This is a genomic window from Mycolicibacterium elephantis DSM 44368 (assembly GCF_004014805.1).
In the GTDB taxonomy this organism is placed as follows: Bacteria; Actinomycetota; Actinomycetes; order Mycobacteriales; family Mycobacteriaceae; genus Mycobacterium; species Mycobacterium elephantis.
The window spans coordinates 76,621-89,617 of the sequence record NZ_ATDN01000005.1 but is presented as its reverse complement, the minus strand read 5'-3'; the positions used below and the strand labels follow the sequence as shown (position 1 = coordinate 89,617).

The following is a 12,997-nucleotide window of genomic DNA, read 5'->3' as shown; positions in this document are numbered from 1 at the left end:
ATCGCACAGCACACGCTAAGACCGGCGCGAATAATGGCCGTTATGGGGCGATCCTCCGTCAGCGAGCAGGAACCCGCGCGCGTCGTCATGCGCCGGGCTGACGGAAAACCCATCCACGTGCTGGTGGTCGACGACGAGCCGGTGCTGGCCGAACTGGTGTCGATGGCGCTGCGCTACGAGGGCTGGGAGATCGCGACCGCCTGCGACGGCGCGTCGGCGATCGCGTCGGCCCGTCAGACGCCCCCCGACGTGGTCGTGCTCGACGTGATGCTGCCCGACATGAGCGGTCTGGACGTCCTGCACAAGCTGCGTGAGCAGATTCCCGGGCTGCCCTTACTGTTGCTGACCGCGAAGGACTCGGTCGAGGACCGCATCGCGGGCCTGACCGCGGGCGGCGACGACTACGTGACCAAACCGTTCAGCATCGAAGAGGTGGTGCTGCGGATGCGGGCCCTGCTGCGCCGCACCGGGGTCGCCAGTGAAACGGGTGGGGCCAAGATCGTCGTCGGGGATCTGGTGCTCGACGAGGACAGCCATGAGGTGACGCGCGGCGGTGAGTTGATTTCGTTGACCGCCACGGAGTTCGAACTGCTGCGGTTCCTGATGCGCAACGCCAAGCGGGTGCTGTCCAAGGCGCAGATTCTCGACCGGGTGTGGAGCTATGACTTCGGCGGTCGGTCCAACATCGTCGAGCTGTACATCTCGTATCTGCGCAAGAAGATCGACAGCGGGCGCGAGCCGATGATCCACACCTTGCGCGGTGCCGGGTATGTCCTCAAACCCGCGCGGTGAGCGACGGTTGATGCGGCTTCGTTCGCCGCGGACGTGGTCGCTGCGGTCCCGGTTGTTGGCCGCCCAGATTTCGCTGCTGGCCGTGGTGTGCGCGGCCATCGGGCTGGGCACCGTCGTTGCGCTGCAACACTTTCTGACCAACCAGCTCGACGCACAGCTGGCTGAGACCGGACGGCGCTCGGCGGGCATCTTCCAGCTCGGACCTCCGCCGCCGCGAGGGTTTCCCCATCCGCCGGGGTTTCCACGGCGGATGATCATCCACGACGACCGTGGCCCGGGTCCCGCGTTTCTCAACGCGCCCGGCCAGGCCGCACGCACCGTCGGCGCCGTCGTCGCACGTGGCGCGCCGGTCGACGCGGCTGTCATCACCGCGGACGGCACACGAGCCGAAATCAGTACGGAGGCAGCGCGACAACTCGCGCGGATCACCCCCGAGGCCGCGCCGACCACCGTGGAGCTCGACGGGCTCGGGCGCTACCGTGTCGTCGCTGTGTCCGCGCACCGGCCCGGTGAGACGATCGTGACCGGCCTGCCCACCTCGGACGTCGACTCCACGCTGCTGACCGTGACGTTGATCTTCTGCGTGGTCGGGGCTGTTGCGTTGGTCGGCGCCGCCACGGCGGGTGTGTTGATCATCCGGCGCCAACTCGCGCCGCTGGCACGGGTTTCCGAGGCTGCCACACAGGTCGCCGACCTCGAGCTGGATCGTGGCGAAGTCCGGCTTCCGACGCCGATCGTGGAGGTCGACCCGGGCGGCGCGCACACCGAAGTCGGCCAACTCGGTACCGCGCTCAACCGCATGCTCGACCGCATCGCGGGCGCGTTGAGAGCGCGGCACGCCAGCGAAACACGTGTCCGACAGTTCGTCGCCGACGCCAGCCACGAACTGCGCACGCCGCTTGCCGCCATCCGTGGGTATACCGAACTGGCACAACGCAAACGCGACGACGTGCCCGAGGACGTCGCGCACGCCATGGGCCGGGTGGCCTCGGAGACCGAGCGGATGACCCGGTTGGTGGAGGACATGCTGTTGCTGGCGCGTCTCGACACCGGCCGGCCGTTGCAGCGTGAGCCGGTCGACCTGTCGCGGTTGGTCCTCGACGCGGTGAGCGACGCTCACGCCGCGGGTCCCGCGCACCGATGGTCGCTGGATCTTCCCGAACAGCCGGTCGTCGTGGTCGGCGACGAGGCCCGGCTGCACCAGGTGCTCGCGAACCTGCTTGCCAACGCGCGCATTCACACGCCGCCCGGCACCTCGGTCGCGGTCTCGCTGGCGGTGGCCGTCGACGGCGCCGCGGTCCTGTCGGTGCGCGACGACGGGCCCGGCATCCCAGATTGGTTGCTGCCGGAGGTGTTTGAACGTTTCGCGCGCGGTGATTCGTCGCGATCGCGCCGGGGCGGAAGCACCGGACTCGGGCTGTCGCTCGTGGCCGCCGTCGTCAAGGCCCACCAGGGCACCATCGATGTCACGAGCAGAAGCGGCAGAACGGAGTTCGTCGTGACATTGCCGAGTACACCGTTGCGTTCAGGGTGAGTCGCGCTCGCGCAGGGATTCCGCCTCGTTGCTACGATTTACTGCGCATCCAAGGAGGTGTCAATGTCCGTAACCGACGAGTATCTGAAGAACAACGAGAAGTACGCGAGCACATTTCGCGGCCCGTTGCCTATGCCGCCCAGCAAGCACGTGGCGATCGTTGCCTGTATGGATGCTCGCCTGGACATCTACGGCATGCTCGGTATCAGCGACGGGGAAGCGCATGTCATCCGCAATGCCGGCGGCGTGATCACCGCCGACGAGATCCGCTCCCTGGCGATCAGCCAGCGTCTGCTCGGCACCAAGGAGATCATGCTGATCCACCACACCGATTGCGGGATGCGGACGTTCAAAGACGACGAGTTCCAGAAAGCGATCTACGAAGAGACCGGCATCAAGCCGGACTGGGTGCCTGAGGCGTTCTCCGACCCCGCGGAGGACGTCCGGCAGTCCATGCGCCGGATCGAGGCAAGCCCGTTCGTCACCAAGCACGAGTCGCTGCGCGGTTTCGTCTTCGACAACGACACCGGCAAGCTCACCGAGGTCACCCGCTAGCCGATCTTGTACGTCGCGATCGCCTTCGCGACGGCGGCGCCCTCGGCGGTGACGACATCGACGTCGCAGTGGACCAATGTGCGTCCGCGCCGCAGCACGCGTCCGATCGCGATCACATCGCACGCCTGCGCGGGCGCCAGGTAGTGCACCGACATCGAGGTCGTCACCCCGCGCAGTGAGTCGGGCACCTCGGCCTGTGCCCACGCCGCCGCCATCACGGTGACGTCGGCCAGCGCGGCGATCGCACCGCCGTGGACCATATCGCCGACCGTGACGTTGGACCGGTCCCACGGCAGCCGTAGCCGCACCTCCTCGCCGTCGAGCACCTCGGCCACGATTCCGAGTTTGGCGACGAACGGGGACGGGGGGATGAACTGAGCCATGACGTCTGCGCTGGTGGACATGGTTCCAGTGTCTCCAGTGCCCGACGCCGATCAATTACCTCTCAGGTAAGAGCCCTCGACGTTGACATCGCAACCGTCCCGCTGGTTTCATAGTCGGGTATAGCAATTAATCTGGTCATATCTGCCAACTTTACGAGGAAAAGATGGCCGTCGTCGAGCACGCCCCCACGAGCCGTTACGAGCTCAGCCACCTGCGCGCCCTGGAAGCCGAGGCAATTCACATCTTCCGGGAGGTGGCCGCGGAGTTCGAACGGCCGGTGCTGCTGTTCTCCGGCGGCAAGGACTCCATCGTGATGCTGTACCTGGCGCTGAAGGCGTTCCGGCCCGGCCGGCTGCCGTTTCCGGTGATGCACGTCGACACCGGCCACAACTTCGACGAGGTGCTGCAGACCCGCGACGAACTGGTCGCCGAACACGGGGTGCGGCTGATCGTGGCCAAGGTGCAGGACGACATCGACGCCGGCCGCGTGGTGGAGTCGTTCCCGTCGCGCAACCCCATCCAGACCGTCACGCTGCTGCGCGCCATCCGGGAGAACAAGTTCGACGCCGCGTTCGGCGGCGCCCGCCGCGACGAGGAGAAGGCGCGCGCCAAGGAGCGGGTGTTCAGCTTCCGTGATGAGTTCGGCCAGTGGGACCCGAAGGCGCAGCGGCCCGAACTGTGGAACCTCTACAATGGCCGCCACCACAAGGGCGAGCACATCCGGGTGTTCCCGCTGTCGAATTGGACCGAGTTCGACATCTGGTCCTACATCGGCGCCGAGAACATCAAGCTGCCGTCGATCTATTACGCGCACCGCCGCCAAGTGTTCGAGCGCGACGGGATGCTGCTGGCCGTGCACAAGTACATGCAGCCGCGCGAGGGTGAGCAGATCGTGGAGAAGACCGTGCGGTTCCGCACCGTCGGCGACGTCACCTGCACCGGTTGCGTGGAATCGCGTGCGGCGACGGTGTCGGAGGTCATCGCGGAGACCGCGGTGTCCCGGCTCACCGAGCGCGGAGCGACGCGCGCCGACGACCGCATCTCCGAAGCAGGCATGGAGGACCGCAAGCGGGAGGGTTACTTCTGATGACCAGTACTGACGCACGCGTGGCCGAGTCCACCGTCGCGCTGCCGTCGGCCACCCTGCTGCGGATCGCCACGGCCGGATCCGTCGACGACGGCAAGTCCACGCTCATCGGCCGGCTGCTGTTCGACTCCAAGGCCGTCATGGAAGACCAATTGGCCTCCGTCGAGCGCACTTCCAGGGAACGCGGCCACGACTACACCGACCTCGCGCTGGTGACCGACGGCCTGCGTGCCGAGCGTGAGCAGGGCATCACCATCGACGTCGCCTACCGGTATTTCGCGACGCCCACACGCAAGTTCATCATCGCCGATACCCCGGGCCACATCCAGTACACCCGCAACATGGTCACCGGGACGTCGACGGCGCAGCTGGCGATCGTGCTGGTCGACGCCCGTCACGGCCTGCTCGAGCAGTCCCGCCGGCACGCGTTCCTGGCATCGCTGCTGGGCATCCGCCACATCGTGCTGGCGGTGAACAAGATGGACCTGATCGATTGGGACAAAGAGAAATTCGACAAGATCCGCGAGGACTTCCACGAGTTCGCCGCCCGGCTGGACGTCCACGACGTCACGACGATCCCGCTGTCGGCGCTGCACGGCGACAACGTCGTCACCAAGTCCGAGAACACACCGTGGTATGAGGGCCCTTCGCTGCTGACCCATCTGGAAGAGGTGTACATCGCCGGCGACCGCAACCTCGTCGACGTGCGCTTCCCGGTCCAGTACGTGATCCGTCCGCACACCCTCGATCATCAGGACCATCGCAGCTACGCGGGCACCGTGGCCAGCGGGGTGATGAAGGTCGGCGACGAGGTGGTGGTGCTGCCGTCGGGGAAGTCGTCGCGCATCGCGGCGATCGAGGGTCCCGGGGGGCCGATCGAGGAAGCGTTTCCGCCGATGGCGGTTTCGGTCAGCCTCACCGACGACCTCGACATCTCGCGCGGTGACCTGATCGCGCGGCCGAACAATCAGCCAAGGGTGGCACAGGAATTCGACGCTACCGTGTGTTGGATGGCCGACCAGTCGTCGCTGGAGCCGGGCCGCGACTACGTCATCAAGCACACCACCCGCACGACGCGGGTCAAGGTGACAGCGCTGGACTATCGGCTCGATGTCAACACGCTGCATCGGGACAAGTCCGCGACTGCGCTGAAACTCAATGAGCTGGGCCGCATTTCGCTACGCACCCATGTACCGTTGCTGCTCGACGAATACAGCCGCAACTCGACCACCGGATCGTTCATCCTGATCGATCCGGTCAACAACGGCACGGTCGCGGCGGGCATGGTGCTGCCGCAGGTCGGAACGCGCACCTCCAGCCCGAACACCGTGCGCCACGAGTCGCTGTGCACGGCGGCCGACCGGCTCTCCACGGGGCGCACCGTGTGGTTCACCGGATTGTCGGGTTCGGGCAAGTCGTCGATCGCCATGCGCGTCGAGCAGAAGCTGCTCGAAAAGGGCATCCCGGCATACGTTCTCGACGGCGACAACCTGCGCCACGGGCTCAACGCCGACCTCGGGTTCTCGATGGCCGACCGTGCCGAGAACCAGCGCAGGCTGGCCCACGTCGCGGCGATCCTGGCCGAGTCCGGCCAGGTGGTGCTGGTGCCCGCGATCAGCCCGCTGGAGGAGCACCGCGCGCTGGCCCGACGGGTGACCAACGAAGCGGGGCTGGAGTTCTTCGAGGTGTTCTGCGACACGCCGCTCGAGGACTGCGAGCGGCGCGACCCGAAAGGCCTGTACGCCAAGGCCCGTGCGGGCGAGATCACGCACTTCACCGGGATCGACAGCCCGTACCAGAAGCCGAAGAGCCCTGACCTGCGGCTCACCCCCGAGCAGAGCGTCGACGAACACGCCGACATGGTGATCGAACTGCTGGAAAGCCGGCAGTGAGCGACCACGAGGTCGCCGCGCGGCTGGCGACCGAGGCGGGCAAGCTGCTGCTGGAGGTGCGCGCCGAACTCGCCGAGGCCAGCCAGGCCGAGCGTAAGGATGCGGGCGACAAGCGCTCCCACGACTTCTTGATGGCTGCGCTGGCCGCCGAACGGCCCGGTGACGCGGTGCTGTCGGAGGAGGGCGCCGACGACGCGGTCCGGTTGCGCACGGAGCGGGTGTGGATCGTCGACCCGCTCGACGGCACCCGCGAGTTCTCCGAGCCCGGCCGCGACGACTGGGCGGTGCACGTGGCGCTGTGGCAATCCGGCGCGCTGGTCGCGGGCGCGGTTGCCCTTCCGGCGCAAGGGATCACACTGGCCACGCCGACGGTGAGCCCACCGCCGGGCGCGCCGGCCAAGCCGCGGATCGTGGTGTCGCGCACCCGGCCACCGGCGATCGCGTTGGCCGTGCGCGACGCGCTCGACGGCGAACTGGTCGAGATGGGTTCGGCCGGGGCCAAAGTCGCATCGGTGGTGCAGGGGATCTCCGACGTCTACGTGCACGCCGGGGGGCAGTATGAGTGGGACTCCGCCGCGCCGGTCGCGGTGGCCCGCGCCGCTGGGCTGCACACGTCGCGCATCGACGGATCGCCGTTGCTCTACAACCAGGCCGACCCGAAGCTACCCGATCTGGTGGTGTGCCGCCCTGAGCTGGCCGACGCAGTCCTGGCGGTCACCGCCTGACGTCATCCTCCGCCGAACTTTGCGCGAACTTTGCGCGAACTTCCCGCCGAAATGTCCCTTTGGGCGGAAAAGTGCGAGTAAATCCGTCCAAAACGTCGATTTCGGCGTCGTGGTGCCGAAAATTCGGCCGTCTCGCCGACTAGCCTGGCCTGATGCGGATGTCGGCCAAGGCGGAGTACGCCGTGCGGGCGATGGTCCAGCTGGCCACCGCCGAGGACGGCGCGGTGGTCAAGACCGAGGACCTGGCGAAGGCGCAGGGCATCCCGCCGCAGTTCCTTGTCGACATCCTCTCCGCCCTGCGCACCGACCGGCTCGTGCGCAGCCACCGCGGCCGCGAAGGCGGATACGAGCTGGCCCGGTCGGCCGACGAGATCAGCATCGCCGACGTGCTGCGTTGCATCGACGGGCCGCTGGCCAGCGTGCGCGACATCGGTCTCGGCGACCTGCCGTACTCCGGGCCGACCGCAAAGTTGACCGACGTGTGGCGCGCGCTGCGGGCCAGCATGCGATGGGTCCTCGAGGAGACCAGCCTCGCCGACGTCGCCGCGGGCAAGCTGCCCGATCACGTCAACAAGCTCGCCGATGACTACCGCCGCCAGGAGTCCAGCCGCGGGCACTCGCTGGACTAACGCGTCAGGCGTCGCGGATCAACCCGCGCCCGAACCGTACGGCCGGGTGAGGATCTCCAGGTAGTGGCCGGAGGGGTCGAGGAAGTAGACACCGCGACCGCCGTCGTTGCGGTTGATCTCCCCGGGCCGGGTCTGCCGAGGATCGGCCCAGTGCTCCATACCGCGCCGCTGGATGCGCCCGTAGATCTCGGTGAACTCGTCCTCGGAGACCAGAAACGCGTAGTGCTGCGGGCAAATCTCTTGCCCCTCGGGCATATCGGCGTAGTCGAGGCTGACGCCATGGTTGAGCGTCACCGCCATGAAATGACCGAACGGTTGCGGAGCGGGCAGGCCGAACAACTCGGTGAGAAAGTTCGCCGATTCCGTCTTGTCCTTGGCGGCGACGATGGTGTGGTTGAACGTGATAGCCATACGGATGCAGTCAACCACCGCGACATGCGCAGCGCCACAGTGCGCGGACAACGGTGCGAAAATATGCGCATGGCAGATCCGGAGTTGTTGAGCGGACCGCGGGTCAGGCTGCGCCCACCGACGATCGAGGACGCCGAACCGCTGTTCGAACGCATCGCCTCCGACCCGGAAGTGCCTCGCTACATGGCGTGGCGTCCGCACCACGACGTCGCCGAGACCCGCCGCGTGATCACCGAGGTGTTCAACGCCGGTGGCGAAACCACGTGGCTCATCGACCTGCACGACGGCGGCGGCCCGATCGGCGCGTGCGGCTGGCACCGGCCCCAGCCGCACATCATCGAGTTCGGCTACTACCTGGGGCGGCCCTGGTGGGGAAAGGGCTTCATGTCCGAGGCGGTGGCGCTGCTCATCGGCGAGGCCCACCGCGACCCTGCCGCATACCGCATGTCGGCGCACTGCCACGTCGACAACGTGGCGTCCGCGCGGCTCCTGCAACGCAGCGGGCTCACGTTTGAAGGACGGTTGGCTCGATATGCCGTGCTGCCCAACCTCAGCGACGAGCCCCAGGACTGCCTGCTGTTCGCCAAGGCGCTGCGGTGACGCCGCAGAGCTAGTCCAAGTCGTCGATGACGACGTCGCCGGTATCGGAACGGGCGGTGATCACTGCCGTCGCCGCGTCACGCTCGGAGGTTCGCGGCACCCGCACCACGGCATCTCCGCGCTCGCGCCCGGTGCTGGCGTCGACCAGGTACCGCCCGTGCGTGGGCAACGCGACCAGGACGTCACCCTCCTGGCTGCTGACGTCGACGGTGCGCGGAGCGGCATCGGCGAAGTCGACTTTGATGTCGCCGGTAACCGTTGTGGCGGTGAATGATTCGGATACGCTGATCGGGTCGCGGGTCACCACCTCACCGTGGACGTTGTGGATTTCGACACGTCGCGCGGCGCCGTTGAGCACGACGGCACCACGTTCGGTGCGCGCGGTGAGCTGGTCGAGATCGGCCTGGGTGAAGACCACACCGGTCTCCTGCTGCGTGGTGACCGTGAGCCGGCGCGCCAGTTCGGGCGGCAGCACGACGGTGATCTCGCCGGCGCGCGTCCACTGCAGAAACTCCGACGGCTCACCGTTGATGCTGACTCGCGCCCCCGCCTCATCGGCGCTGACCGACAACGGGTTTGCACCGGCCGAGATCGAGTTGACCATGCGCAGGTCGGCCCGTGGCTCGCGGGCTTCGCGATCGGTGGTGATGCGAATGGCTATCGGCACCGATCCCGAGTCGACCACCAGCGACCGCATCGCCGCCGGCAGCGGTTTGGAATCGGTGATGATCCGGAAGTTGCTGATGCCCCAGGCCAACACAGCCATCGTGACGAGCGCCCCGACCGTCAGCGTCGCAGCGGCGATCACCAGGACTGCGCGCATCGCGGTGCGGCCACCCCCGGACAACGACGGGGGCGGATCGGAATGGGGAGCCCGCGGCGCCGGTGGCGGGGGAGCGATGGTGGTCATGGTGAGAATCCTTCCGGCGGTTCAGATTCCAGATAGCGCAGCACCGCCAGTACCCGGCGGTTCTCGCTTTCGTCGGGAACGAGGCCCAGTTTGGTGAAGATCGACGCGATGTGCTTCTCTGCCGAGCCGATCGAGACGTGCAGCGCGGCGGCGATCGCGGAGTTCGTCTTGCCCTCCGCCATCAACTGCAGCACCTCGTGCTCGCGAGGGGTGAGCTGGTCCAGTGCGCTGCGGCGGCGGGAGCGCACAAGAATCTGCGAGACCACCTCGGGATCGAGTACGGTGCCGCCGGCGCCGACCACCTCCACGGCGTCGAGAAAGGCAGGCACGTCGGCCACCCGGTCTTTGAGCAGGTAACCGAAACCCTTTGTATCCGAGGCGATCAGGTCTGCCGCGTAGCGCTCTTCGACATAGTGCGAGAGCACCAGCACCGCCGACTCCGGGTTCTGGCTGCGCAACAGCGCCGCGGCCCGGATGCCTTCATCGGTGAACGTGGGTGGCATCCGGACGTCGACGATCGCCAGGTCCGGTCGCTGCTCGTTCACCAGCCGCAGCAGGTTGCCGGCGTCCGCTACACCGGCGACGACCTCGTGCCCGGAGTCGGTGAGGATGCGTTCGATTCCGGCTCTCAGCAGCGCGGAATCCTCCGCGATCACGATGCGCATGGCAACACCGCTGTCACGATGGTCGGTCCTGCGGCGGGGCTGGAAACAGAGAAGGTGCCGCGGGCTGCGCGCACGCGCTCCTCCAACCCGCGCAGCCCGGTCGCGTCGTCGTCGTCGGTGATCTGCGCGCCGCCGCGCCCGTCGTCGAACACCGTCACCGACAGCTGGTTCGACGACTCGTCGAAGCGGACGGTGACGATGGCCTGGGTGGCGTGTGCGTGTTTGGCCACGTTGGTGAGCGCCTCGGCGACAACAAAATACGCGCAGGCTTCGGCTTCCTCAGGCAGCCGACGCGGCAGGTGGATGTTGAGCGCGGTGGGCACCGGGGATCGCTGCACCACCGAGGACAGCGCCGCGTCCAGCCCGCGGTCGGACAGAATCGTCGGTGCGATACCGCGTACGACGTTGCGCAATTCGACCAGCGCGTTCTTGGCGTCGTCATGCGCCTCGGCGATCAGCGTCTTGGCCGCGGGCAGATCGGTGTCGAGTTTGGTCTGCGCCAGCCCGATCGTCATCGCCAGCGACACCAGCCGGGGTTGCACGCTGTCGTGCAGGTCGCGTTCGATGCGGTGGCGCTCGGTCTGCGCCGACGACACCGCGCCCGCCCGCGCGTCGGCCAGGGCGCTGACCTGGTGCTGCAGCGCCGCCGTGGACGATGGGGACAGAAGCCACCGGTCGATCGAGGCGTCCAGCGCCGGGGCGAAGATCAGGATCGCCGCCGCCGCTGCCGCCGCGATCACGGCCAGCACCCACGCCAGCGGCACCGACAGGAACGGCACCCCGGCGTCGTCGTCGCTCTGCCCGATGGCGATCGCGCCGGCCGGGCCCACGAACGCGAACAGCAGCAGCCCGAACGCAATGCCGGTCGCCAGCATGTCGTAGGTCATCCTCAGGTAGTGGTGGGCGGTGGCCTTCCACAGGCGGGCGCCGCTGATGTCCAGCCATAGCTGGTGCAGCCAGCGCTGAATGCCCTCGTACGGCGACATCCGTCGCGGCGGCACCCCGATCCCCATGCCGAACACCGCTTCACTGCGGATCCGCTCGACCCATTCGACGCCGCGCATCAGATAGACGAAAACCACGACGGCAATGGCGAATCCGATACCGCTGGGAATCGACGAGATGCCGAGAATCAGGATCCCCAACGGGATCCAGAACCACACCAGGGCCAGCGCCGCACCGGTGATCATCGACGCCGTGGGCACGACGCCGATATGGCGCCTCGGCGCCGCGGGCCCGTTCTCGTGGGCGCCGACCGGCGCGGTGGCCTCGGAGCTCGTATCGGTGACTGCGACCATGCCCCCAACCTATGGATTTCGGGCGGCGGACAACACAGCGATTTCCGTAGAACCGGCTGGGGGATAACCCCACCCCCGCGATTCGGCGCGCCGATGCGCCCTCGGGGTCGATGAGCGCGCCGAAATCACTTCGGAGCGGTGAGCTCCAGCGCGATGTTGTCGGGATCGCGGAACTCCAGAATGTACATTGGCCCGATGTCCTTGATCGGCTCGCGGATGATGCCGAGTGCGTCCAGATGATCGGCTGCCGCGTCCAATTCGGCCTTGCTGTCCAAGCGGAACGCCAGGTGATCAAGGCCGGTGCGATCCTCGTCGAACCGGTCTGACCCGACCGGACGCAACCCGACCAGCATGCCGCCGAGGTCATAGATCACGCCGCCGAACAGGAAGCTGAGCGCCTCACGAGTGGCTTCGTCGGCCTTGTGGGGAAGCTCGAAGAGCACACCCCAGCCGAACACGCTTTCGTAGAACTGCCGGGACCGCTCGATGTCGGTGACGGTGAGCCGGACGTGCGCGATGGACCGAGTATTGATCGCCATAGCCGCCATGCTGCCAGCGGGCACGGTTTGTCGAGGTCAATCCCGGGCATCGCGGCCGGCCGTGCCAGAATCGCCGTCGTGCAGATCGGGATGACCATGCCGGTGATGGAAGCCGACCTCGACGCCGGCACGCTCAAGGCGTGGGCTCGGGCCGTCGACGACGGACCGTTCTCGTCACTGTGCTGGGGCGAGCGCATCGCCTTCGACAATCCCGAGAGCCTCACGTTGCTGGGCGCGCTCACGGCCTGGACCGACCGGGTGCGGTTGGTGACGACCGTGGTGGTGCCGCAGTTGCACGACCCGGTCATGCTCGCCAAGCAACTGGCGACCGGTGACATGCTGTGCGACGGCCGCTTGACAGTCGGTATCGGTGTCGGCGGCCGGCACGAGGACTACCACGCCGTCGGGGCGGACCCGGCGACGCAGACCATGCGGGAGATGGCCGACCGCGTCGCGGTGATGCAACGTGTCTGGGCCGGCGAGAAGGTGACCGACTCCGTCGTCGCGGTCGGGCCGCCACCGGTTCAGGCCGGCGGACCGCGACTTCTGGTGGGCACCATCGGGCCGAAGACCGTGCGCAGCGCCGCCCGGTGGGCCGACGGGATGGCGGGCACCACCCTGGATCTCGACGTCGCGAAGCAGAACGAACTGTTCGATGTCGCACGCCAGGCGTGGGCCGAGGCCGGAAAACCCGACCCACACCTGGCCACGTCGTTCTGGTTCGCCATCGGCGACGGCGACGGCCCGCGGGCTCAAGTGCACCGGCACCTGTGCCGGTACATGAACTGGATCCCGGCCGACTACGTCGATGCGATGGCGCCCAGCACAGGCTGGGCCGGCACCGACGACGAGCTGGCCGAGGTGCTGCGCAGGTTCCGCGACATCGGAACCGACGAAATCCACTTGATCCCAACGAGCTCCGACCTCGACCAGCTACGGCGGGTCGCTGACGTGGTGAAGGAATTCGGGTAGACCG

At 67.5% G+C, this 12,997-nt stretch carries 15 protein-coding genes; 9 read left to right on the top strand and 6 right to left on the bottom strand.

Annotation, left to right across the window (positions count from 1 at the left end):
* Window positions 1-87 precede the first annotated feature (87 nt).
* The 3 genes from MELE44368_RS05425 (at window position 88) to MELE44368_RS05415 (ending at window position 2,881) form a co-directional block, all read left to right on the top strand.
* Window positions 88-792, top strand: a complete 705-nt coding sequence (locus tag MELE44368_RS05425) for a response regulator transcription factor (protein WP_164890032.1) — start codon at window positions 88-90, stop codon at window positions 790-792.
* Entirely contained in the window at window positions 770-2,326 is a 1,557-nt protein-coding gene (locus MELE44368_RS05420) for a sensor histidine kinase (protein ID WP_128107555.1), read from the top strand. Before MELE44368_RS05425 ends, MELE44368_RS05420 begins: the two co-directional genes overlap by 23 nt.
* A 63-nt stretch (window positions 2,327-2,389) precedes the next feature.
* Window positions 2,390-2,881 carry a beta-class carbonic anhydrase gene (locus MELE44368_RS05415; RefSeq protein ID WP_128107554.1) on the top strand — a complete coding sequence of 164 codons (492 nt, stop codon included), beginning with the start codon at window positions 2,390-2,392 and terminating at the stop codon, window positions 2,879-2,881.
* Here MELE44368_RS05415 and MELE44368_RS05410 read toward each other — a convergent pair.
* Window positions 2,878-3,285 carry a PaaI family thioesterase gene (locus tag MELE44368_RS05410; RefSeq protein ID WP_128107553.1) on the bottom strand — a complete coding sequence of 136 codons (408 nt, stop codon included), beginning with the start codon at window positions 3,283-3,285 and terminating at the stop codon, window positions 2,878-2,880. The genes MELE44368_RS05415 and MELE44368_RS05410 overlap by 4 nt on opposite strands.
* A 143-nt stretch (window positions 3,286-3,428) precedes the next feature.
* Here MELE44368_RS05410 and cysD point away from each other — a divergent pair, with 143 nt between their 5' ends.
* The 4 genes from cysD (at window position 3,429) to MELE44368_RS05390 (ending at window position 7,598) form a co-directional block, all read left to right on the top strand.
* Window positions 3,429-4,352 carry a sulfate adenylyltransferase subunit CysD gene (gene cysD, locus MELE44368_RS05405; protein ID WP_128107552.1) on the top strand — a complete coding sequence of 308 codons (924 nt, stop codon included), beginning with the start codon at window positions 3,429-3,431 and terminating at the stop codon, window positions 4,350-4,352.
* Window positions 4,352-6,244, top strand: a complete 1,893-nt coding sequence (cysN, locus tag MELE44368_RS05400) for a sulfate adenylyltransferase subunit CysN (RefSeq protein WP_128107551.1) — start codon at window positions 4,352-4,354, stop codon at window positions 6,242-6,244. Before cysD ends, cysN begins: the two co-directional genes overlap by 1 nt.
* On the top strand, window positions 6,241-6,969 hold the full coding sequence (locus MELE44368_RS05395) for a 3'(2'),5'-bisphosphate nucleotidase CysQ (RefSeq protein ID WP_128107550.1): 729 nt from the start codon (window positions 6,241-6,243) through the stop codon (window positions 6,967-6,969). Before cysN ends, MELE44368_RS05395 begins: the two co-directional genes overlap by 4 nt.
* Before the next feature lie 152 nt (window positions 6,970-7,121).
* On the top strand, window positions 7,122-7,598 hold the full coding sequence (locus MELE44368_RS05390; protein WP_128107549.1) for an Rrf2 family transcriptional regulator: 477 nt from the start codon (window positions 7,122-7,124) through the stop codon (window positions 7,596-7,598).
* Between the two features lie 18 nt (window positions 7,599-7,616).
* On the opposite strand, the gene MELE44368_RS05385 is transcribed toward MELE44368_RS05390, so the two are convergent.
* Window positions 7,617-8,009: a VOC family protein gene (locus MELE44368_RS05385; RefSeq protein ID WP_128107548.1), complete on the bottom strand. Its 393-nt coding sequence runs from the start codon at window positions 8,007-8,009 to the stop codon at window positions 7,617-7,619.
* A 69-nt stretch (window positions 8,010-8,078) separates the two neighbouring features.
* Here MELE44368_RS05385 and MELE44368_RS05380 point away from each other — a divergent pair, with 69 nt between their 5' ends.
* Window positions 8,079-8,609 (top strand): GNAT family N-acetyltransferase, encoded by a 531-nt coding sequence (locus MELE44368_RS05380; RefSeq protein ID WP_128107547.1) that lies wholly within the window; start codon window positions 8,079-8,081, stop codon window positions 8,607-8,609.
* Between the two features lie 10 nt (window positions 8,610-8,619).
* Here MELE44368_RS05380 and MELE44368_RS05375 read toward each other — a convergent pair whose 3' ends face one another.
* From MELE44368_RS05375 to MELE44368_RS05360, 4 genes are all read right to left on the bottom strand, one after another.
* The gene (locus MELE44368_RS05375) at window positions 8,620-9,519 is read right to left on the bottom strand and encodes a DUF4097 family beta strand repeat-containing protein (RefSeq protein ID WP_128107546.1); all 900 of its coding nucleotides are present in this window, start codon (window positions 9,517-9,519) and stop codon (window positions 8,620-8,622) included.
* The gene (locus MELE44368_RS05370; RefSeq protein ID WP_128107545.1) at window positions 9,516-10,184 is read right to left on the bottom strand and encodes a response regulator transcription factor; all 669 of its coding nucleotides are present in this window, start codon (window positions 10,182-10,184) and stop codon (window positions 9,516-9,518) included. Before MELE44368_RS05370 ends, MELE44368_RS05375 begins: the two co-directional genes overlap by 4 nt.
* Window positions 10,172-11,482, bottom strand: coding sequence for a sensor histidine kinase (locus MELE44368_RS05365; RefSeq protein WP_128107544.1), 1,311 nt, complete (start codon window positions 11,480-11,482; stop codon window positions 10,172-10,174). Before MELE44368_RS05365 ends, MELE44368_RS05370 begins: the two co-directional genes overlap by 13 nt.
* Window positions 11,483-11,607: 125 nt before the next feature.
* The gene (locus MELE44368_RS05360; protein WP_128107543.1) at window positions 11,608-12,021 is read right to left on the bottom strand and encodes a VOC family protein; all 414 of its coding nucleotides are present in this window, start codon (window positions 12,019-12,021) and stop codon (window positions 11,608-11,610) included.
* 90 nt (window positions 12,022-12,111) lie between these two features.
* Between MELE44368_RS05360 and MELE44368_RS05355 the strand changes: the two genes are divergently transcribed.
* Entirely contained in the window at window positions 12,112-12,993 is an 882-nt protein-coding gene (locus MELE44368_RS05355) for an LLM class flavin-dependent oxidoreductase (protein ID WP_128107602.1), read from the top strand.
* The last annotated feature ends 4 nt before the right edge of the window (window positions 12,994-12,997 follow it).

Bases quoted from the DNA above. Each gene is read 5' to 3' on its own strand.
- MELE44368_RS05425 (WP_164890032.1), top strand. From the start codon at position 88: ATGCGCCGGGCTGACGGAAAACCCATCCACGTGCTGGTGGTCGACGAC.
- MELE44368_RS05420 (WP_128107555.1), top strand. From the start codon at position 770: ATGTCCTCAAACCCGCGCGGTGAGCGACGGTTGATGCGGCTTCGTTCG.
- MELE44368_RS05415 (WP_128107554.1), top strand. From the start codon at position 2,390: ATGTCCGTAACCGACGAGTATCTGAAGAACAACGAGAAGTACGCGAGC.
- MELE44368_RS05410 (WP_128107553.1), bottom strand. From the start codon at position 3,285: ATGTCCACCAGCGCAGACGTCATGGCTCAGTTCATCCCCCCGTCCCCG.
- cysD (WP_128107552.1), top strand. From the start codon at position 3,429: ATGGCCGTCGTCGAGCACGCCCCCACGAGCCGTTACGAGCTCAGCCAC.
- cysN (WP_128107551.1), top strand. From the start codon at position 4,352: ATGACCAGTACTGACGCACGCGTGGCCGAGTCCACCGTCGCGCTGCCG.
- MELE44368_RS05390 (WP_128107549.1), top strand. From the start codon at position 7,122: ATGCGGATGTCGGCCAAGGCGGAGTACGCCGTGCGGGCGATGGTCCAG.
- MELE44368_RS05385 (WP_128107548.1), bottom strand. From the start codon at position 8,009: ATGGCTATCACGTTCAACCACACCATCGTCGCCGCCAAGGACAAGACG.
- MELE44368_RS05380 (WP_128107547.1), top strand. From the start codon at position 8,079: ATGGCAGATCCGGAGTTGTTGAGCGGACCGCGGGTCAGGCTGCGCCCA.
- MELE44368_RS05375 (WP_128107546.1), bottom strand. From the start codon at position 9,519: ATGACCACCATCGCTCCCCCGCCACCGGCGCCGCGGGCTCCCCATTCC.
- MELE44368_RS05370 (WP_128107545.1), bottom strand. From the start codon at position 10,184: ATGCGCATCGTGATCGCGGAGGATTCCGCGCTGCTGAGAGCCGGAATC.
- MELE44368_RS05365 (WP_128107544.1), bottom strand. From the start codon at position 11,482: ATGGTCGCAGTCACCGATACGAGCTCCGAGGCCACCGCGCCGGTCGGC.
- MELE44368_RS05360 (WP_128107543.1), bottom strand. From the start codon at position 12,021: ATGGCGATCAATACTCGGTCCATCGCGCACGTCCGGCTCACCGTCACC.
- MELE44368_RS05355 (WP_128107602.1), top strand. From the start codon at position 12,112: ATGACCATGCCGGTGATGGAAGCCGACCTCGACGCCGGCACGCTCAAG.